The sequence below is a fragment of the Candidatus Methanoperedens sp. genome, assembly GCA_012026795.1.
Classification (GTDB): domain Archaea; phylum Halobacteriota; class Methanosarcinia; order Methanosarcinales; family Methanoperedenaceae; genus Methanoperedens.
Genome location: VEPM01000038.1, coordinates 1 through 20,632, shown reverse-complemented (window position 1 = coordinate 20,632; position 20,632 = coordinate 1). Strand labels below are relative to the sequence as shown.

22 protein-coding genes are annotated in these 20,632 nt (G+C 40.3%); 8 read left to right on the top strand and 14 right to left on the bottom strand.

Features of this window, described 5'->3' with window-relative positions; translation table 11 throughout:
• Positions 1–20 precede the first annotated feature (20 nt).
• Positions 21–962, top strand: coding sequence for an ABC transporter substrate-binding protein (locus FIB07_15960; GenBank protein ID NJD54345.1), 942 nt, complete (start codon positions 21–23; stop codon positions 960–962).
• Here FIB07_15960 and moaA read toward each other — a convergent pair.
• The 4 genes from moaA to FIB07_15940 all read right to left on the bottom strand — a co-directional run bounded on the left by moaA (position 944) and on the right by FIB07_15940 (position 5,056).
• Complete coding sequence (gene moaA, locus FIB07_15955) at positions 944–1,837, bottom strand: GTP 3',8-cyclase MoaA (GenBank protein NJD54344.1); 894 nt, start codon at positions 1,835–1,837, stop codon at positions 944–946. The genes FIB07_15960 and moaA overlap by 19 nt on opposite strands.
• Before the next feature lie 34 nt (positions 1,838–1,871).
• Positions 1,872–2,078, bottom strand: a complete 207-nt coding sequence (locus FIB07_15950) for a MoaD/ThiS family protein (GenBank protein ID NJD54343.1) — start codon at positions 2,076–2,078, stop codon at positions 1,872–1,874.
• 363 nt (positions 2,079–2,441) lie between these two features.
• Positions 2,442–4,103, bottom strand: a complete 1,662-nt coding sequence (locus FIB07_15945) for a preprotein translocase subunit SecD (protein ID NJD54342.1) — start codon at positions 4,101–4,103, stop codon at positions 2,442–2,444.
• On the bottom strand, positions 4,100–5,056 hold the full coding sequence (locus FIB07_15940; GenBank protein ID NJD54341.1) for a protein translocase subunit SecF: 957 nt from the start codon (positions 5,054–5,056) through the stop codon (positions 4,100–4,102). Before FIB07_15940 ends, FIB07_15945 begins: the two co-directional genes overlap by 4 nt.
• A 165-nt stretch (positions 5,057–5,221) precedes the next feature.
• Here FIB07_15940 and FIB07_15935 point away from each other — a divergent pair, with 165 nt between their 5' ends.
• Entirely contained in the window at positions 5,222–5,797 is a 576-nt protein-coding gene (locus FIB07_15935; GenBank protein ID NJD54340.1) for a GMP synthase subunit A, read from the top strand.
• Here FIB07_15935 and FIB07_15930 read toward each other — a convergent pair.
• A complete protein-coding gene (locus tag FIB07_15930; GenBank protein ID NJD54339.1) occupies positions 5,751–6,836 on the bottom strand; it encodes an MFS transporter in 1,086 nt (361 codons plus the stop codon). The two genes, FIB07_15935 and FIB07_15930, sit on opposite strands and share 47 nt — an antisense overlap.
• Before the next feature lie 52 nt (positions 6,837–6,888).
• On the opposite strand from FIB07_15930, the gene FIB07_15925 reads away from it, so the two are divergent.
• Positions 6,889–8,376, top strand: a complete 1,488-nt coding sequence (locus FIB07_15925; GenBank protein NJD54338.1) for a replication factor C large subunit — start codon at positions 6,889–6,891, stop codon at positions 8,374–8,376.
• On the opposite strand, the gene FIB07_15920 is transcribed toward FIB07_15925, so the two are convergent.
• From FIB07_15920 to FIB07_15910, 3 genes are all read right to left on the bottom strand, one after another.
• Entirely contained in the window at positions 8,373–8,780 is a 408-nt protein-coding gene (locus FIB07_15920; GenBank protein ID NJD54337.1) for a deoxyribonucleoside 5'-monophosphate N-glycosidase, read from the bottom strand. The two genes, FIB07_15925 and FIB07_15920, sit on opposite strands and share 4 nt — an antisense overlap.
• 22 nt (positions 8,781–8,802) lie before the next feature.
• Positions 8,803–9,951, bottom strand: coding sequence for a hypothetical protein (locus FIB07_15915; GenBank protein ID NJD54336.1), 1,149 nt, complete (start codon positions 9,949–9,951; stop codon positions 8,803–8,805).
• Positions 9,952–10,153: 202 nt separating this feature from the next.
• The gene (locus FIB07_15910) at positions 10,154–10,897 is read right to left on the bottom strand and encodes a methyltransferase domain-containing protein (GenBank protein NJD54335.1); all 744 of its coding nucleotides are present in this window, start codon (positions 10,895–10,897) and stop codon (positions 10,154–10,156) included.
• Positions 10,898–10,950: 53 nt separating this feature from the next.
• On the opposite strand from FIB07_15910, the gene FIB07_15905 reads away from it, so the two are divergent.
• Entirely contained in the window at positions 10,951–11,310 is a 360-nt protein-coding gene (locus FIB07_15905) for a hypothetical protein (protein ID NJD54334.1), read from the top strand.
• Positions 11,311–11,321: 11 nt separating this feature from the next.
• Here the strand turns inward: FIB07_15905 and FIB07_15900 are convergent, their stop codons facing one another.
• Complete coding sequence (locus tag FIB07_15900; protein ID NJD54333.1) at positions 11,322–12,530, bottom strand: hypothetical protein; 1,209 nt, start codon at positions 12,528–12,530, stop codon at positions 11,322–11,324.
• Positions 12,531–12,686: 156 nt separating this feature from the next.
• Between FIB07_15900 and FIB07_15895 the strand changes: the two genes are divergently transcribed.
• From FIB07_15895 to FIB07_15880, 4 genes are all read left to right on the top strand, one after another.
• Positions 12,687–13,886, top strand: a complete 1,200-nt coding sequence (locus tag FIB07_15895) for an LL-diaminopimelate aminotransferase (GenBank protein ID NJD54332.1) — start codon at positions 12,687–12,689, stop codon at positions 13,884–13,886.
• 93 nt (positions 13,887–13,979) lie between these two features.
• Complete coding sequence (locus tag FIB07_15890; GenBank protein ID NJD54331.1) at positions 13,980–14,894, top strand: polyprenyl synthetase family protein; 915 nt, start codon at positions 13,980–13,982, stop codon at positions 14,892–14,894.
• Positions 14,895–14,897: 3 nt separating this feature from the next.
• A complete protein-coding gene (locus FIB07_15885) occupies positions 14,898–15,920 on the top strand; it encodes a radical SAM protein (protein ID NJD54330.1) in 1,023 nt (340 codons plus the stop codon).
• Between the two features lie 43 nt (positions 15,921–15,963).
• Positions 15,964–16,278, top strand: coding sequence for a DUF2551 domain-containing protein (locus FIB07_15880; protein NJD54329.1), 315 nt, complete (start codon positions 15,964–15,966; stop codon positions 16,276–16,278).
• A gap of 295 nt (positions 16,279–16,573) precedes the next feature.
• Here the strand turns inward: FIB07_15880 and FIB07_15875 are convergent, their stop codons facing one another.
• The 5 genes from FIB07_15875 to FIB07_15855 all read right to left on the bottom strand — a co-directional run bounded on the left by FIB07_15875 (position 16,574) and on the right by FIB07_15855 (position 20,227).
• Positions 16,574–17,116: a hypothetical protein gene (locus FIB07_15875; GenBank protein ID NJD54328.1), complete on the bottom strand. Its 543-nt coding sequence runs from the start codon at positions 17,114–17,116 to the stop codon at positions 16,574–16,576.
• 70 nt (positions 17,117–17,186) lie between these two features.
• Entirely contained in the window at positions 17,187–17,444 is a 258-nt protein-coding gene (locus FIB07_15870; protein ID NJD54327.1) for a hypothetical protein, read from the bottom strand.
• Positions 17,445–17,482: 38 nt separating this feature from the next.
• Positions 17,483–18,016, bottom strand: coding sequence for a hypothetical protein (locus FIB07_15865; protein ID NJD54326.1), 534 nt, complete (start codon positions 18,014–18,016; stop codon positions 17,483–17,485).
• Between the two features lie 398 nt (positions 18,017–18,414).
• Entirely contained in the window at positions 18,415–18,876 is a 462-nt protein-coding gene (locus FIB07_15860; GenBank protein NJD54325.1) for a hypothetical protein, read from the bottom strand.
• 115 nt (positions 18,877–18,991) lie between these two features.
• Positions 18,992–20,227 carry a transposase gene (locus FIB07_15855; protein ID NJD54324.1) on the bottom strand — a complete coding sequence of 412 codons (1,236 nt, stop codon included), beginning with the start codon at positions 20,225–20,227 and terminating at the stop codon, positions 18,992–18,994.
• Between the last annotated feature and the right edge of the window lie 405 nt (positions 20,228–20,632).

Genomic DNA, 20,632 nt, shown 5'->3' with positions numbered 1-20,632 from the left:
CTTCCCATTAAAAACACATCATGGTCGAAAAAAAAGAAATTATTATAGGTCATCTTTCTACTTTATATCACACCTCTTTTATTCTTATGGGTACTGACTGGCTGGAGAAGTCAGGAATACATGCAACCTGGAAACTTTTTGCTTCGGGACCTGATATTGTTAAAGCTTTTGAAAATAAAGAAATTGATATCGGGTACATTGGTCTTCCTCCTGCTATCATTGGTATCGATCGCGGTGTTCCAATCGTCTGCGTGGCAGGGGGACATGTCGAAGGAACGGTATTGATCGCCCGGAAAAATTATAGGATTTATACTGAACCTGATGATATCAATATTGTTATGAGACAATTTGAGGGAAAAGTAATAGGTTCTCCCCCAAAAGGGTCTATTCATGATGTCATTATAAATAATATCATAAATGCAAATGACTTGAACATCAGGGTAAAGAACTTCCCATGGACTGACTTTGTTCTTGAGGCGCTGGTGGATGGAAAGATCGATGCTGCGGTTGGAACTCCATCGCTTGCTGTGGCTGCCGCGCGTGCCTGCAATGCAAAATTGATCATTCCACCTCACTTGCTCTGGCCTGATAATCCGAGTTACGGCATCGTTATCCGAAAAGAATTAGTACAGTATCCCGGTATTGTCCTGCCGTTCCTGGAACAACATGAAAAAGCAAGTAATTTCATCAGGATTCGTCCGGCAGAAGCTGCAAGACTTGTATCCGGACTGGCTGGAATAGTTGATGAAGAGTTTGTCCTGGATGCTTACCGTATCTCTCCAAAATATTGCGCCGCCCTTTCAAAAGACTTTGTTAAATCGACAATGGCTTTTGTACCTGTGCTGTGCAGGCTAAAATACATCTCAAAAATCATATCAGAAAAAGATATATTCGAGTATGGTTTTATTGAAAAAATCCACACAGAACAACCTCATTATAATCTTCATTCAGTATCTTTATAAAAGGGTTCTCTTTTTTCCATTGCGAATTTCATTAGTTCTGCAATCTCATCCGGTTCCTTGTTATTAACATCCACAAGATTATCATTTCTCAGGAGACAGGGTTTCAGCTTTCCATCAGAAGTCACCCTGAGCCTGTTACAGTTTGCACAGAAATGCGAATTGTCGATGGGGCGGACAAGCTCGACCTCAATACCATCTATATGGTATTTCCTTCTTCTGTGCATTGATCGTTCTTCTATATCCGTTGCCCTTTTCTCAAGGAATTTTTCTACCTCATTGATATTTACCTGGTACTGCGCCGTCTGCTGGAAATTCATCAATTCAATTAGCTGAAGGATTACCTTCCCATTATATTTTTGAATAAAATCCATCATTTCCTGAATTTCAGTATCATTTAATCCTTTCATGAGTACCATATTTAACTTGACAGGTACAAGGCCGGAGGCTACAGCAGCATCTATTCCCTCAAGTACGATTCTTACATCACCACCCGTTACTTTCCTGTATTTTTCAGCCCGCAGGGAGGGGAGGCTTATGTTTATCCTGTTAAGGCCGCTCCTGGCAAGGTCGTCTGCCCTTTGCACAAGAAGTGTACCGTTGGTTGTAGCTGAAATATCCTTTAATTCCGGAAGAGCTCTGAGGATATTTTCAAAATCATTGCGCATTAAAGGTTCGCCCCCTGAGAATTTCACTTTATTAACCCCGAATTTCTTTGAAGCCACCACGATATTAGCTATGGTTTCAACACTCATCTCATCATTGGTATAACGCATCTCACCTTCACGATGGCAATAAATGCACTTAAGATTGCAGCGGTTTGTGATGGAAATTCGCAGGCTCTTTATTGTTCGCCCATAAGCATCTGTTAATTGCATAGCTGCCATGATGAAAGATTTACAGCCAATGTAATCATCCGCCTGTCACCACTCTTAATATTTCAACATTATCGGATGTAACTTTTTCATCAAGTGGCACAGGATTGCCTCCTCTGAACACAAGAACGATTTCCGGATTGATATGAAGAGATTCAAGAAGCTCTTCATATGTTGATGCCGATGGAACGTCCAAGTTTTGTTCTTTAACACCTCCAGACAGGATTTTTACATTTATCTTCAATTCAGTCCTCAGGGAGTTCCGCTACTTCCACTTCTTTTTTAGTTAAATCCCCAAGATGCTCACCCATCAATTTAGTATCCAATATCTTCTGTTTCTTTTCGCCTTTTCGCTCCAATTCTCGCTTTTTAAGTTTTGACATATTCTTACCTCGCATCTTTTCGATTTTAGAAATAATGTTTGACCATTGGAAAATTGCATGAAAACATAATGAATGGCTCTAAATAATTGCTATATCTATTATAATACATACTTGGATTCATTCATTTATTAAGCTATTGTTAGGTCTCATTTCTTGCCTAAAATGTTCTTTATTTGAGTTGGAACTACATCATTTTCTATTTATATTCTTATTGTGCAGTATTTTTACTCATCTACGAACTTCCTGCCAGTATCTTCAACAAGCATGCTCTGGATAACTTCGGCATATGCAGGTCTTGCAATGAATACCCCGATAAGTACACCGACTATGGTAATTACGGCAAAGCCTCTCAGAGCGCCAAATCCCATGATCAGGAGAGGAGACATCGCCACAAGCACTGTTGCAGCTGCTGAGAATATTATGGCAAATGCTTTGGTTAGGCGCGATTTATAAACCTTATCCGGTGGCATTGCACCGCCTGCAAGAACCTCATCAGTAATAATTATAAGGTGGTCAATACCTGTCCCGATGACCGCAATTATACCCGCGATTGTGGGTAGGTCAAGCTGGAACCCGACAAGGACAGTAAAACCCAGTATGATCATAACTTCACTGAAGGATGTCGAAAGCATCGGGATAACGATGTTTGGCTGCTTATATCTTAATGAAACTACTATGGCGACCAATATAAGTGCTATTAATCCGGCGATCAAAACCTGGGACTTGAACCTGGAGCCAAGTTCTGCTGAAACCTCTCCAGCGCCTATCACATCCACCTTCACAGGCAGGGCACCGGCTCTTAAATGGATCTGGAGTTCAATTGCTTCTCTTTGTCCCTCATCTCCTGTGCCTGTTGTTGCTGTAAGGCCTTTCTGGGGTACGCTCTGGATGTTCCTGGCCAGTTCCGGTGACAGCGGAGCACTATATATCTCCTTTTCATCAAGCAACATTATCAGCTCATGATCTAAACGATTTGTGACCGCTCCATACTGTATTGCAGCATCACGGAGTGCTGCTGCACCAGCGTCACTCAGGGTAAAAGACATGCCCCATACATCGCCGGTCTGTTTTTCAGGCAGTCCTGGTGTTATTTCCGTTCCATACAGCACATGTTCACTTTCATTGCCATTCACCTGTATCCGAATTTCAAATTTTCCTGGTTTGGCAGCAAGATTCTTTGCTGTGGTTATATCCACGCCTGCAAGGTCGATGAGGATATAATTGTCTCCAACTGTCCGTATCGGGATCTCTTTCATCCCAAGGTTATTGAGCTTGGATTCAAGAATCTTCTTTGTTTCCTCTCTTGTTTCCGATGATACACCGGCTTTGAAGGAATTGACTTTCCCATCCACTGGTCTAAGCAGAGCATCCAATTCATCCTGGGTCACGGTTTTTCTTATTTCAAATGTAAGAATATTTCCAGGGATCATTTTTATCTCTGCATTGAGATTATTCTCAAGATATTTCTGGATGGCATATCCCCTGCTTATTTGCAGGGAGATCCTGGTGCCCCCGCCTGGAGCCTGGGTTATCGTGGATTTGCCAAATCCGAAGCCATCTATTGTTTTCTGGGTGGTCTGTTTTGCGGTTGTAAAGGTAACTGAATTTAAAGTGGTCTCTTCGACCTTGACGGAAGGGTCATTTAATAGCCTCTGGAATTCCGATTGAATTATTTTGCTCTCGTCTGCGCTTACCTGGACAATCGCTCCCTGGAGCTGCAGTTGCAGCCATGAACCGCCCTCCAGATCAAGTCCATAGTTGAGATTACTGCCTACTTTCACTTCCCCGTTCTTATAAGAGACAGTCATTGCCACAATTGAAGCAAGGATCACGACCAATAATAGGAGAACTCGTGGCTTTTTGTAAAAAGGTTCTTCATCGTTCATGCTGCATGCCTCCTCTTCTTAGGTTTTTCGATCCTGGTTTCCGTTTTTCCGGTTTTTTCCAGATGCCATTTCAGGATTCCCACATTTGTCATCCAGGTGTTTACTATATCTGCTATCAAACCGAAAATAAGGACAACGGAAATATCTCTTATTATATCAATACGCGTAAACGATGATACAAGAGAGGAACCCGATGAAACCAGGAATAATGCGATAAGGGCCGCAAGGGTCGTTAATGTCATTGTCATACCGGTTTTCATGGCGTCCTTGATCTTGTCACCCAGTTCACCCTTTCGCTTGAGAAGACGTGTGGTCAAAAGGATATCGGTATCTACAGAGTAACCTATCAGCATCAGAAGGGCTGCAACAGTCCCGAGAGAGAGAACAATGCCGAATACATCCATCATCGCCGCAGCAAAGGCAATATCGGCAAACGCCGAAATCACCACTGCTATGGATGGCACAAAAACCCGAAATATTATGAAGACAACAATAGCCATTCCAATAAACGAGAATAATATAGCGTTAAGCGTCTGCCGCTGTAAAGATTTACTGACTACTTCTCCCATTTGTGTTATTTGACCTACATTGGAGTATTCGGAATTTACCTTGTTTATAACATCTGTGGCCTGGGATTCCGTCATGGGGCCGAATTGTAATAATCTCTGGTTACCACCGCCATATTCCCTTGCCTGCACAACAGGATATGCTGAAAATTCTTCTTTTAACTGTTCAGGAGTCTTTGAACTGTCAAAAGTTATGGCCGTTCCGCCCTGGAATTCCATGCCGAGTTTCACAGGCGCACCAAGCCCCTCAGGCGTTCTGGTCGTGTAGGAAGTATAAGCCAAAATCGACAATGACACTATAAGAAGTATTACAGGAATAATTAGCATTTGTCTGAAATTGAACTTCTTGACATATTCGTCAATCATTTTTTCATTAATTAAATTCATCGGGATCTCCTTTCGACATCTTAAGACTGGCTTACATTATAACACAACATATTTACCTTTTACTGTTCAAAATTTCAAGAAGTGAACCACCCTATCGTGTCAGGTCTTCCAGCGTCATCAGGCTTGTAGTATTATTTAATAACCCGGACAACAATTTTACATGAAATGGTAAAAATCATCGTTGTCAATAACTATGGCCAGACCTGCCATCTTATACATCGTGCTGCGCGCGATCTTGACCAGGAAGTAGAGCTGGTGAAAAATACTTCTTCAATAGAAGAGATCCTTGAAAAAAAACCGGATGGGTTGATACTCAGCGGCGGCCCCACACTTATGCGCGCGGGAAATTGCAGCATATATGTTAAGAAGCTTGATCTTCCCATACTTGGCATTTGCCTCGGCCACCAGGTCATAGCGCAGGCTTATGGCGGGGCAGTGAGAACAGGCGCTGCGGGTGGATATGCTGCAATTGAAATAGAGATCATTGAAGAAAACGATATATTAAAAGGACTTGGGCCGAAGACAAACGTATGGGCATCGCATGCGGACGAAGTATCTGTAATTCCACCCGATTTTATAAAGCTTGCCAGTTCCCGGATATGCGAAGTAGAAGCTATGAAACATAAAGTAAAGCCCTTATATGGTGTCCAGTGGCACCCTGAAGTCTCTCATACTGAAAAAGGAAATGAGCTTCTCATGAACTTTTTTGGGGTGTGTGAGTCTTATCAGCCAGCAGCATGATGGCATAACCAACAAGAGCAAAAAAAGCACCTGTTGCCATAACAGCCCTGAACCCAAAATATTCAAGGATTATGCCGCCTATGAATGAGCCGATGATGGAGGCAAGGGCTATGCATGAATTAAGCAATCCGGCAGCAGCTCCTTTTTCTTCATTATTCTTTATCAGCTGGTTCGTTGAACCAACATAAAGAAATGAATATGAAAAAGCGATCAGGGCAAGACCAAGAACCGCCTGGTAAAAAATTGTTAATGGTATCAAAGCAATAAATGCTGCCGCGGAAAGCAGATCGCCTGCATGGACCAGAAACTTATTATCATATCTGTCAAGCCGCCTCATAATAAAGAATTGAAGCGTGGGATTCAACATATATATTATTCCTATCCAGAATTTATTGGCATCAAGACTGGCAAGATACAGGGGGAAGATCAACCAGACGGCATTTGCCCCGATTTGTCGCATAAAAAATGGAAAGTAAATATTCCAGTTTTTTTTCAGGAGTTCAACTGAAAAAAGATTTGTTTTCTTTTTTGTACCTGCCCGGGTTTCAGGAAGCGTCAATGTAATAAGGAACGATGCGGCAAACAAAAGGGAGGCAATGGTGAAAATCTCTGAATATACAGCTATAACTCCTGCCATCAGATTACCAAGAGCCCAGCCAAGAGGCATGAATGAACTGAACTTCCCGATGCTTCGTTTCAGGTTATAAACGTAGAGCAAAAGCACTGCCGGGTAAATACCTGCGCTAAATCCCGCAAGAGCGCGTAAAATCGCAAGACTGGCCGGATCGTATGCAAACATCTGGATAAAAAAAGTTATGGATGAACTTACAAAACCGATATATAGAAGCATCTTGGGGGGATAATTATCTGCCGCCCTGCTGAATATATATGTTGAAAGGAAAAGCGCAAGTCCGTAACATGCTCCTATAATCCCTATTTGAGTTCCTGTTGCATGCAGTTCACTTGCAAAGATAGGAATAAATAAATTTGACATCATTACAGAGGAATTAATAAAAAGCTGGATGATATTAAGTCTCATTCTGATAAAGAGATATGTATTTAAGCAATATAAGTTGAACTACAGGTAAACCATGACCCTTGACTGGACTGAAAAATACCGCCCGCAGACCTTATCTGCCGTTGTTGGACACAATAAACCGATAGAGGAGCTAAAGAAATGGGCTAAGTCCTGGATGTGCGGTATTCCCGAAAACAGGGCTGTTGTATTATACGGCAGGGCAGGAATAGGCAAAACTACGGCAGCCCATGCTCTTGTCAGGGAGATGGGCTGGGAAGTCATAGAGTTAAATGCAAGCGACCAGCGCACTGCGGATATCATAGATAAAGTCGCAGGGTCAGCTTCCAGGATGGGGACGCTGGACGGAACACGGATAAAACGGCTAATCATCATGGACGAAGCAGACAATATCCACGGCACAGCTGACCGCGGAGGTGAACGGGCAATAGTGGAGCTGATCAAGAAAACAAGCCAGCCTGTCATTCTTATAGCAAATGAACTTTATGATATGTCTCCGGGCCTCAGGACTGCATGTAAACCCATCCAGTTCAATTCCGTGATGTCGCGTTCCATGATCCCGGCGCTAAAGAGAATCGTTGAGGCTGAAGGAATTAAATGCGGTCCGGGAGTTATTGAGAAAATTGCCGAGAATGCAAACGGGGATATCCGAAGCGCGATAAATGATCTCCAGGCCATTGCCCAGGGTAAGCCCTCTATCCAGGTCGAGGATATAAGTACAGGTGAAAGGGATAGCAAGGAAAACATTTTCAAGTTTCTCGCAAAAATTTTTAAGAGCACAAATATCCGTGAAGCTCATGATGCAGCTTTTCATCTTGATGAGAACCCGGATGATCTGATACAATGGATGGATGAAAATCTTCCTATTGAATATACCTCACCACATGATCTTGCGCAGGGATATCATTCTCTTGGAAGAGCAGCAATTTTTCTTGGCAGGGTGAAAAGAAGACAGAATTACAATATGTGGAGGTATGCAGGGGTACTGATGACAGCTGGTGTTATGGTCGCAAGGTCTCATCGAAACAGCGGTTTTGTAAAATACCAGCCGCCATCGTTATGGAGAAAGCTCGGACAGACCAAAGGGATGAGGATGGTCCGGGATTCTACTGCAAAAAAAATTGGCATACACTGCCATGTTTCTATGAGTTTTACCCGATCACAGTTATTCCCGTTTTTCAGGACCATTATGAAAGATGATGAATACGCTCCCCAGGTCACTGCTTTATTAGGACTTGAACCGGAAGAAATTGCATATCTGATCGAATCAAAGACCGTTACAAAGAAAATCCAGAAAATATATGAAAGCGCTCAATTATTAATTGAAAAAGAAACGGAGCATGAGGTTGAACTATTCGGAGGATTCGGAGCCAGTGAGTCGAAAAATCAATATTCTGAATCGGAAAATCAAAATTCTGAACTGAAAAAGAAAAAATCAGAAATTAATGAACAAAGACAAGGAAAGAAAAAACCGGACAATGAGCGACCGGAGATTTCTTTAAAGAAAGAAATTAAAGCCCAGAGCTCGTTGTTTGATTTTTAATTATTCAGCGTCGTGAAGATATTTTCCAATTCCTCGATATTCGTATATGGGACCGATATGATCTGCCTGTTTCCACGCACCATGGCTGAAACATTCGTCTCCTCCCTGTAAATGCAAAGAACACGTTTGCCCTTTGATACCGCATAACCTATCTCGTAACCAACACCGATCGAGGAAATCGTTACTTCAGCCACAAGACATTCGCAACTGTCAATATATCCTAAGTCATTTTTGCATATTTCTTCATCAGTTATTTTTGCTTCTGTTTCCTCAAGAACTTCAGATGCTACGTGTTCGCTTACGACCGTATGTCCCTGATTTTTGAGCTTTTCTATTATCTGGATATAAGCCGGCAGCATACTCCGGCCTCCCCTGATGGAACCAGCAAAGAATATTTTCATAATTTCTTTACCCTTAATTTATGATTCACTGAACCAGTCTTATCAGGTTTTCTTTACCTTTTCTTATCTTTATTATCATACCATCGTCTTTCATTTTGGAAAGAACCATGCTGATCTTGGATTTTGATAGTCCGCTATGTTCAACAATATCGGTTTGATATGCCTGTCCACCTGACCTGAGAAGGAATTGTTTTACCATCTCCTCATCCTCCAGGTCTTCTTTTGCCAGGTCGGAAAGTGGAATACTGGGATCAAGCCCCATGTTTTTCATTCTCTGTTCTCTTGCAGCCTTCTCCAATTCTTCTATGGATTCATTTCCAAATTGATTTTGAATAGATTCCACAATTTGTGTCCATGCTCCCGGGATTTCAGAAATTTCATGAAGCATCTCTTTTGGCATCTGTGATACCATTTCTGCTGTGGAGACTTTTCCTGAACGCCTTTTTTTCAATAATCTAATAAAAGCAGCTAATGCTATAATAGAGAGGAAAATTATGGCGATCTCCAGGATTGGCAATTTTGCCAGCCATGATTCTTTTTCATTCCCGGCATTTTCTATAGCCTGAACTGTTACGTTCTCCCGGGAGAGTATAATATTTGGTTCCCCGCTGCTGAGATTACTATAAAGAGTCCCATCCCAGATCAAAAGGTTCCCATTCTTTTTATCATAAACAGGCGTCACATTTGTAACATTATACCCATCAGGTATTTTGATTACTAGCTGGTTATCCGGTGAGAGGAGACCACCGGGGAAGGCATCCCCTATATATATTTTTTCTGAATCATTATAAGAAAAATTTGTCCATTTGAAAGTATATCTTATAATTCCGAGCCCATCTGAAAATGTTTTCCTGGTATCATATGAGATATTGAAGGGCTCAATTTCCATTGTGCGGTTTGAGAAATTAGCTGCTGAATACTGAAATGATTTGATAATAATTTCGTAATCCGGAATATTTCTATAATTGGACATGTTCTGGCCAGTTTTTATGGCACTTTCCCATTGGTTTAAATCGGACTGTGAAAGAGGAAAGAATTTTTCCATGGTCCATACCGCATCTCCACTTTCGTTAATATTAACTGTTATTACAGACTGAGCAGATGGTACAGGCTGTGCTGCTACAATATTTGCTCCTAATAGTAAAAATATGCAGATAAAGACAAATCTCATCATTCTTATGAAACAATTACATAGGTAATAAGATTTACTATTCCATTATTTATTCAATTTAAAATTTGGTTGCAGGGGAACTATCACATAAAAAAAACGGATTTAAGCTTTATTATTGTTTAGTTCGGTTTTTTATATTCTATTTGGCATCATATTTATATTATAATCACAAAAAGTTTCTTAATTACCAAAATTGCCGATATAATTAATATCTGGCTATTGTAATAAAACCCGTATGGCCTACTTTTGAGGTTGAGGGTCGTGTTCCCCTGTCTGTGAAAGAAATCTCACGTTCCAGGTTCTCTATTGTCGTCACATCTAAATAATTCGTTTTTGCAATGGCCTCCCTGATCTCTTTTGCCTGCTCAAAGAAAGGTGAATATGCGACAAGAAAACCACCCGGATAAATGACAGCCGGGACATATGGAATCACCCGGGCAGCCGCAATAGTGTCAAGTGTTATAACATCAAATTTCTCATCCGATTTATGGATCTCTTCTATAATATCCCCATGCCTGCATTCTATGTTTGAAAGACCTGTGAGAGCAATATTATTCCTGGCTATTTCTACGAATTCTTCTCTCACTTCATATGTTATGACCTTCTTCGCAATGCCTCCAAGATATATTGCAAGTATCCCGGAACCGGTTCCCGCATCCAGCACTTGATCCGAAGAGCAAAGACCCGTGCTTGAGATAATCACCCCGATATCCTTTGGCATCATAGGCGCTCCACTGCGCCTGGCATGAATAAAAAAATCAGGAGCACGGGGTTTCTGGATTATAAATTCCGCACCCAGATGGGAACTTATTTTATCTCCGAAGTTTTTCGTTTTAAGTTCACCAAGCTTTATAATCCCGAGGTCAGTATGCATTTCGCCCTCAGGCTTAACAAAATACTCTTTCATCTTTCCTTTATGAAATATTTTTAAAATTACGGGTGTGTCCATTTTTCTCCGCTGGGGTAATATAGGACTTATTAGATATAGAATACGTGGTTATTATGGATATTATTTTTTTCAAAGATAAGAAATATTCATTAAAAACATTGGAACTTCTAACAGGCCAGATGGATGTGGATATTGAAAAAGTCCATGATAATATTCTTATTATAGCACAAGTCGTGGATGATCCTGATAAATTGCCATATTTTCTGGAAACAATAAAATCTCTGGAAATTGAAGACCTTGAAAAATTCAGGTTCGTATTGATAAGGGTCCAGATCGATTCACAGCTTCATCTGAATGAAAATATAGAAAAATATCATAAACGTCTTTTTGTTTCCCATATTATTGAAAAATTAATATATGGTGAATTGCTGCTTGAGGCAGGAAAAGAAGACGAAGAAGATGAAGAGGATTAAATTAAACCCTCTTAATGCTCTTTTTTTCTCAGGATCACTGATGCAGCAAGGCCTAGAACTATCGGGACCATGCCTACAAGGAATAAATCCGTTATTGAGGCAAATCTTGTGCCTGGTGCAACGGCTTCAGGATTCAATAATCTCACATCTTTCTTTGTTAAGACCACAGAACCGGAAGGTATTACAGTTCCATCCGGGACTTTCACGCCTACAACAATCGCATTGTCACCTATCTCCACGTTATTTCCTATCGTGGACTTAAAAACCACTGCATTATTACCTATTCTGACATTGTTCCCTATAATGAGCTGTCCATGTAATACTGAATCGCTTCCCAGGTTAAGATCATTTCCAATAATGATCTCTTGATCATTCAAGGAATGGAATGTATTATTCATGCCTATAATTGCATTCTTCCCAATTTTTGTGGGAATCCCTTCATCTGCCCTGATAGATGTCCCACTTTTGACTTTACTATTCTCACCAAGGAAAACATCCCCGATTATGCGGGCTGACTCAATAACTGATCCAGCCCCGATAACAGGTTCATTACTTCCACTACGGGCAAGGATATCCTTTCCCTCCAATAATATATCACCATCCCCATTAGGGCCGACTTTACCAAATGCCGATACACCACTCTTCTCGAATAGCCTGGTATACCCTATCGCAAGGACTCTATTTACGTTTATTACTTCCTGAACAAATTCTTCCTGCTCTTCTGTAACGTTTTTAAGCTTTTCAATATCATCTGCACTATCGATCACTGCTGCTTCCGGCACTGATTTTCCAGGGGGAATGTCAATACCCGTTATTTTGCTTCCGATTCCGATATAGGCATTATCGCCAATTTTTGAATCTTTGATAAGTGTATTAAATCCAATAAATGCCTTGCTTCCAATTTCTACTTCTCCAACAAGATCTGCCCCATGAGCGATCACAGCATCATCTTTAACAGTTATATTTCCGGAATTGCTGACGCCGTCCTGAAAATCGCTGTAACTGCCTATATGGGCATATTCTCCGGAGAATGAAGTGAACGGGCCAACATAAGTCTCGGAACCAATAGAGAAATCACTGACATTTATTTGAACTGACGGGTCAACGAAACTATTCCCCGGGTAAGGACCTGTATTATAAGCCCCAGCAGTAGAAATATTAACAATTACAAAGGCTACCAGCAATTCAATTAGCAATTTATTCTTAATTCCACCTTTCATATCTATCCTCTTTATCCAAATCGAAATCACATATTGCAGACTATCTTAAGGTGAATTGATTCAATCGGGATAAAAATTTTTCGCTTTTGTTTCGTTTTTTAGTTCACAAAATAAAAAGCTCATATATTATATACCTTAAACACATCAAAAAGCCCCATGATTAAGTACGCTGACAGGATCAATTCATTACCACCTTATTTGTTTGCCGCTATCGATAAAGCAAAAGCCGAGATCATAAAAAAGGGTGTTGATGTCATTAACCTTGGAATAGGCGACCCTGACATGCCTACTCCGCCACATATTGTTGATGCGATGAAACAATCCCTGAACAACTCAGCCAGGCACAGGTATCCCTCTTATGAAGGTATGCTATCTTTCAGGGCAGCGGCAGCAGATTGGTATAGGAAAGTAATGAACGTAACCTTAAATCCTGAAGACGAGGTTCTCACTCTTATCGGTTCAAAGGAAGGCATAGCCCATATTCCGCTTGCTTTCCTGAACCCAGGGGATATATCTTTAGTTCCGGATCCTGGTTATCCTGTGTATAATATCGGTTCTATCCTTGCAAGTGCTAAACCTTTTAAGATGCCCTTACTTGCCGGGAATGAGTTCCTGCCCGACCTTGATGCTATACCAAAGGATGTAGCAAAAAAGGCAAAGCTCATGTTCCTGAATTATCCCAATAATCCTACATCTGCAACTGCATCCATAAAGTTCTTTGAAGAAGTTGTGGATTTTGCAAATGAATTTGAGATCATAGTAGTACATGATGATGCCTATTCGGAAATGACCTACGACGGATATAAAGCTCCGAGTTTCCTGAATGCCAGCGGTGCAAAAGAGGTCGGGATCGAGATGCATTCACTCTCAAAAACATATAATATGACCGGATGGAGACTTGGTTTTGCAGTTGGGAACCCGGAGATACTGGCTGGTCTCGGAAAGGTCAAAACGAATGTGGATTCAGGAGCATTTGAAGCCATCCAGGAAGCAGGGATCGCAGCGCTCACCGGCCCCCAGGATTGTGTGCATGACATGAATAAAATTTATAAGGAAAGGCGCGATGCTCTCCTTACGGGCCTGGAGGAACTGGGGCTTGATGTAAAACCGCCAAAAGCTACATTCTACGTATGGGCACATGTAAATGGGAAAGCAGGTGATTTTTCAAAAATGCTTCTTGAAAAAGCAGGAATTGTGGCAACGCCCGGCATCGGATTCGGAGAATATGGCGAAGGGTATGTACGATTCGCCTTAACACAATCTGTGGACAGGATAAATGAAGCCGTTAATAGAATGCGTAAGCTGGATATAGGAGAAAGAACTATCATCATAAATCAATCGGGATCCTCAAAATAAAAGATAAAATCTATTTATGAGTAGTTAAAGTTAGGAAGAAATATGCTTCGAAATAGAAATCCTTTTTATGTATTCGGGAGATGAGTGTAAATAATGGACATTGAGCAACTTTTGGCACAGCGCGCAAGACTGGTGGACGGAGAAATGCCAAACCTGCTTATGGATATAAAACCTCCTGAACTCGCCGCAGCTGTCAGTTATGCCATATTATCAAAAGGAAAACGCATCAGGCCGGCTCTTGTGACACTTGCCAGCGAAGCAGTTGGCGGTACAGCCGAAAAAGCCTGCTTTGCAGCAGCATCTATTGAATTGATTCATTCATCATCACTCGTACTGGATGATGTGATCGATAAATCTGAAAAAAGACGCGGAAGATCCACAGTCCATACGCTCTGGGGCAATGATATGGCTCTACTGACAGTACAGATCCTTGCAGCGCTTTCACTCAGGATCGCAGCACGTGATCCTAGGCTTATCCATGCTATTGCGGATTCACTGTTCTATATGGGGGAAGGCGAAGCAATGGAGCTTGTGGAGTTTGCAAAGGATAAAAAAAGTTATCTTGACCTTGCTTTCAGGAAAACCGGATCACTTTTCAGTTCGGCAGCAGAAGTTGGTGCTCTTGTTGGAGGAGGAGATGAAACCCAGATAAAAAAGCTCAAGGAATTCGGAAACCACATTGGTCTTGCTTTCCAGATACGTGATGACATACTGGATTGTATTTCGAAGGAAGATGACCTGGGTAAGCCTGTGAAGAAAGACCTTTTTATGGGAAGGCCATCCATTGTACTGCTTGATGCTATTAATTCCGGGATATCAATCGAAAGAATGATGAAATGCAATAACGGGGAACTCATGCATCTTGTTTCCGAGTCGATTGAAAACGCAAAGAACGTAGCAATAGAAGAGATAGATCTTGCAAAACGACAGATCGAGGACTTTGATGAAAGTTACGCCAAAAGGAAGCTCAATGAAATGGGTGAATTTATAATAACCCGCAGTAAGTAATACATGGAAAAAGATAATAGCGGTTCTTTTTTCAATTTCCTTCCCGAAGGATGCCGCTTATGTTATAAAGGGGCAAAAATGGTCCTCTTTGTTACAGGAATATGCGGAAAGAATTGCTTTTATTGCCCGGTTTCAAATGAACGGCGCGAGAAGGATCAAATATTTGCAAATGAAAGACCGGTTAATACGGACGAAGACCTGATAGAAGAGGCTATTTCAATGGACGCCCTCGGTACAGGAATCACAGGCGGGGAGCCGCTCTTAAGATTAGACCGGGTGGTTCATTATATTAAGTTACTGAAAAATAATTTTGGGAAATCACATCATATTCATCTTTATACAGCCCTTGCCCCGGATAAAAATGTACTTGAATCGTTAAGAAGAGCAGGTTTAGATGAGATCAGGTTCCATCCTCCCCGGAATATGCTTCAAAATATTGACCGCATGTATAAGGTCCCTATCATTGAAGCACATAAAATGGGTATCTCAACAGGGATCGAAGTCCCGGCAATAACCTGCGACCTTAGCGGAGTAATTTCATTATTAAAGGAAGTTGATGGTTTCCTGAACCTGAATGAGCTTGAATTTTCAGAAACAAACCTGGCTGAACTTAAGAAAAAGGGATATGTGCCTGTTAATGATACTTCCTGTGCAGCACTTGGAAGTAAAGAATTTGCAGAAACCCTTGATTTTGACAGGCTGCATTTCTGTTCTTCAAGATTCAAGGACGCAGTGCAGATGCGGGAAAGATTTAAGCGGATAGCAAAAAAATCCGCACGGAATTTTGATGAGGTTACTGAAGACGGGACTCTTGTCTATGGCGTTATCGAAGGAAATTGCATGTCTTTCTTGAAAGAGGCAGGAGTACAGGATGAAATGTTTGTTGAGAAGCATGGTATTGTTGATACTGCGTGGTGGATAGCAGAGGATCTTGCAGGTGAATTGAAGAAAAACGGATGTAAAGTATCAGTAGTTGAGAGATATCCCATGAAAAACGGAATGGTAGTAGAAAAAACACCGCTTTGATAAATGGAAAGGTATAAACTCTAAAAATCGAATATGGGATTTGGTGGTTTCACTGACCAGAAAAGAAAATGAAGACCTGAAAACAAGACTTACAAAATATCTGGCAAGGGATGAAACCGGTATCAGAAAGTCAGTTTTGAAATTATTTCTTAATGAGAAACCCTACACTACCCAGAATGTATTTGATCTTCTTAAGGCACAGGGGTTCGACGTCAATTACAGGGGGATTTCAGCAATGGTCGGTCTTATGAATACAAGGCTTGGCATTTTGAGAATTGACGTGAAAGGTGACCATAACGTCTATTCGCTCAAAGATGAGTATAAAAATAGCGTGAAGGCTACGATGGAGAATTATTAGACAGAAACACTAGCTACAGGCCCTGTACATTAAGTCCGGGGTTTAGTGACTGCATCCAATAGGACGTTCTCGTGCATCCGTTAGAATGGCTTAAATCAGAGTGACGATCTTGGCAGAGAAATTTGGGCACGGATGAAATAACAAACAGAGGGGGCAAATAGTGAAATTTGATGCAAAGAAATAAGTCCCTCAGCTAATTGACATATTTATTTTTTATAATTATAGAGTAATCTCTTTTTACCAATATATTCTTTAATGTGTGATTTCGGAATTCCTATTCAACCATTTTGGGGAACTATACATTTGGTTTTTTAAAGCGAGACATGGTGCTGATATTGCCAGTTGTCGGATAATACCGGATCTCTTCTACAATGAACCAGCCTGGGTTGACATGCGTAGTGAACTCAATGCGATTTCTTTGCTGCCATGTCTTGGTCTTCTCAGTACGTCTGTATGCGTTCGTTGTAAGCCTATGGCGTTCTTTCCCATGAATACCTAATTCATCTAAAAGTGTTCTTTTGGAGTGAACTCTTTCATGCTCAGCCACAGATAGCCATGCTGTTTCATCGTATCCATCTACTTCTTTATATTTTATGTGGTGTTCTACTTGTTCTACCAATCTTATTTTTCTTTTTCTCATTACATATTTATATTTTTTTTCTGAAAAAAACCCCGTAAAGCGGACAACAAAGTCCCTTTGCGCCAAATTAAAGAATTTGTCTTCATATTTCGGATTTACAGCGATGTACTTATCTCCATGTCTATCTTCTATTTTTACTATGATTGGCTTTCTGTCTTGCTTTAGAATATCTGGACATATATATAACTCCGCTACCATGTTTACCTACATACAAATATTTCAATTAACATTGAATTCTTGAACAGTTGCAGTTATTCCTGCTTAAACGTTACATCAACATCCCAACTTTTAGAGCAATGTAAATCTTTTCTTCTGTCGTCAGATTTTCAGCATTGATACTTTCAATAAGGTCTTTCATAGCAGCAGTACTCTGAACTCTAAAATCTTCAGCTTCATCATCGTCCGTCCACATATCAATAATGTGTTCTTCATAACGAGTACCTGCCGGGGCTGAACCTTGTGCACCATCTTTTAATGCATATTTTCTATATATTTCAAACATTTCTTTAGTTGTTGTTTTCTTCATATTTTTATTCCTCCAGATATTATTTCTATTGCCATAATTCACCTCAATACCTCTATCTTCTTCTCTTCAGGATACTTTGATATAGTCGTCTCGGTTAGTGCCTCAATAACCCTACGAAAAATATCCAGTTCCTTTAGTCTTTCTTTATTTCTTTCAGAAGCTTCTGTGAGAGAGTCGATATAGTTTGAAAGAATTTCTTTTGGAGGATAAAAAGAAACTTCTTCAAATTTTGGCGTTTTATCTACCCCCTGAATACAAAGTTCACCGTTTAATAAAAGATCCACATCCCCTATGGGATCAACATATAATCTTCCTTCTATATCACGGTTCGCTTCCATTGCTACTCCAACTTTAACGACAGAACCGAACTTCTTCATGGCAGGTAGCATTGCATCAAATAATTTTTTATATGCAATATCCACTTCTTCTTTAGTTACAACTTCTTTAGTTTCTGTCTCTGATATATGTCTTAATACAGTTTCAGTAATCTCAGAAATGTTCACACCTAACTTTTTAGCTGTCTCTACAAGCTCTTTTTCAACGCTTAAAGTCAATTTTTGTTTTCCATTCATTTAATCACCTTTTGAATATACGTATTTTATGTACGTATTATCTTAAAGCATTTTATTGTATATAAGCTTTATGCTACGTACAAATTACACGTATTTGGAGTCTATCGCAAGTTCACCAACCGATTCAATAGCTGTAAGTTCACTAATTTATAAACCGCCTCGCCCAAGATTCATACAAACCTCGTGCCCCTATCGTGTCGATATACGCAGAATAGCAATATTCGATAGAAACCCTCATGCACCTGCGCCATGATGCCTCGGAATTCGATTCCGAGCGTAGTGACTGTCTCTACAGAATCCAAAGCCGAAGGCATGGATACTGCGGAATTTATTCCGGGGTGGGAAGGATGGGGCCAAATCAAATCCATCAATTGAAATGACCGCAATAATAAGAGCTCTTACCCATGATAAAAAGTCGGCTCTTCCTTCTTCTTCTGTGCTTGCTGCTGGAAATTGATTACCGGAATAGGCATAGATGGAGGAAGACCAAGCGACTTTGAGAGTAGTAACGCAAGAGGCGCAAGATTTGCAACCATTGTGTTTGCCAGCTCGTTCTGGATGTCCCCCGGAGCTTTTCCTGAGTCCCATTTTTCCTTCAGGGCTTTTAAATCCCCATCGCTGTAATAATCCGTCGCACCTTCAAACCTGATGTGACCGATATTGGGGCTAAGATAATTGATGGCAAAAGTGTATTCCACCCTTAATACTGATTTTTCTCCAAATGGTGTATTCTGGGAAACTAATGATGGATTTTTAAGATTTACATCATAATTTATATTGATATTCTTGTATTTTCGAATATCATCAGCAGTTGAATAAACCTTTGATTCCACATTTGTAAGCTGGAAGTTTAAAATCATGTTTTCTCACGTTTATTATACTTTTTTGAGATAATAAATTATTCCTATTGGTCATGTCTCGTTATGGTGGTTACCAAGACCCCCTTGAAACGATTGGTAGATTTTTATTCACCTCCTATGTGAGATATACAACTGAAGAAAGATTTTCTTTTATTCCATGCTGCAATCGTGTAAATGCTACTGCCAGCATGACAATACAACACTCTGTCACATGAAGATCAATATTCTTCATACCTTTGCCATTCAAGTGAATTTCAACTTCAAGATGGTCTTTCAGATAGCTATTGATTCCTTCGTTGCTGTTTCTTCTATGATAAAGATCAAGAATATTATCCGGACATTCCTCATACTTTTGCATATATTCATTCCTGAAATACATAGCGACAGGATCATGAAATCCTTTTTTGACAAGAAATTGCATCATATATTCAAGAGAAGCATCTTTCTTATATTTTGGATCTTGCCAATTTTTCCTATAAAGATAATTAATCTCCTTTTCAGGGGAGTAGAAGTAGGTTTTTCCATTAAATTTATGTTCGTATTTTACATTTTCTCTCCAATCCTTGTCAATATGATAATGTGACATCAAACCCATTTCAACATGAACAAACGCAATATTTTTGTTACTATTATAACCGCCATCAAACCATGTCTCCTCCATGTTCATCCTGGCAGATACTGCGGTCATCCGGAGCATGTCTTCAAGATAAGGGTCATCACTTTCTGTTCCACCACACACCTTTTTGGCCAGAGGAATATTATGCTCATAATCCATAGTTATTTGTGCTTTCATCATCTCTTTCTTATAATATCCATTGTATTTTCCATCAGGATCGTTATGCGTCTTGATCGGAGTACTATCTGTTCCTGTACATTTTCCAATTTTTAAATCCAATTTGTTGCCAGTATCTACAACTTTTATGCAAAAAAGCTGCATTATCGCATCCATGCCTTTGTTACCCATTCTAACTTTTTCGAAATGCCTTAAAGTTTCATGATCCGGAATAATGACGTTGCCATCCGGATCAATATTGAAACCCAATTCCAATGCCTCATCAGGATGTGTTTTTAAGTATCTCTCCTCTTTCGTAAAATATTTTATTGTCTTTATGTTTCTCCAGATAAATGTCTTTACCATTGCTTTTCTTGGATATGTTTCCACTCCTTCTTTAACAGTGTAATGCTTGTTGATTTCAGGCATTATAGGGTCAAGATCTAATCCTTCCAGAAACTTTGATGCTCGAACACTATTCTTGAAGGTTGCATCTGTAAACTCTTCATTGTTTGAATAGGTAAGACTGATAAATTTGTCCCAATAGGTTTTTACGTGCCTATCTACATTAAATTCCAATGTTCACTCCTCCACTTACATTTATGGCTAAAATATAATGGGGAGTGAACACTAATAATTATAGACCTATTTTTACAGTATTGTAACAGTTACATTGGTTTACTGCAAGCATAAAAAATAGTTAAGTTTAAATGGTGAACCTATGAATTGGTAACCACCGTTATACTTCATGCTTTTCAATAATTGCCTGCCCAGGAAAGAAGTTTTCAATTACGCCGTAAAAATTCTTGACTGCGCCTGTGAACTGCTCGGGGCTAAAGCCGCGGAGCGTCCCGTTGCATTGACCCTCTATTGAGTAGTCCTTGGCGGGCGTTAATTCCGGTAGTTCCTACCGTACTGGTTGGGCTATTCTCGATTAATATCGCAGATACCTGATCTCTTCCCATGATAAGACCACAGGAAGGA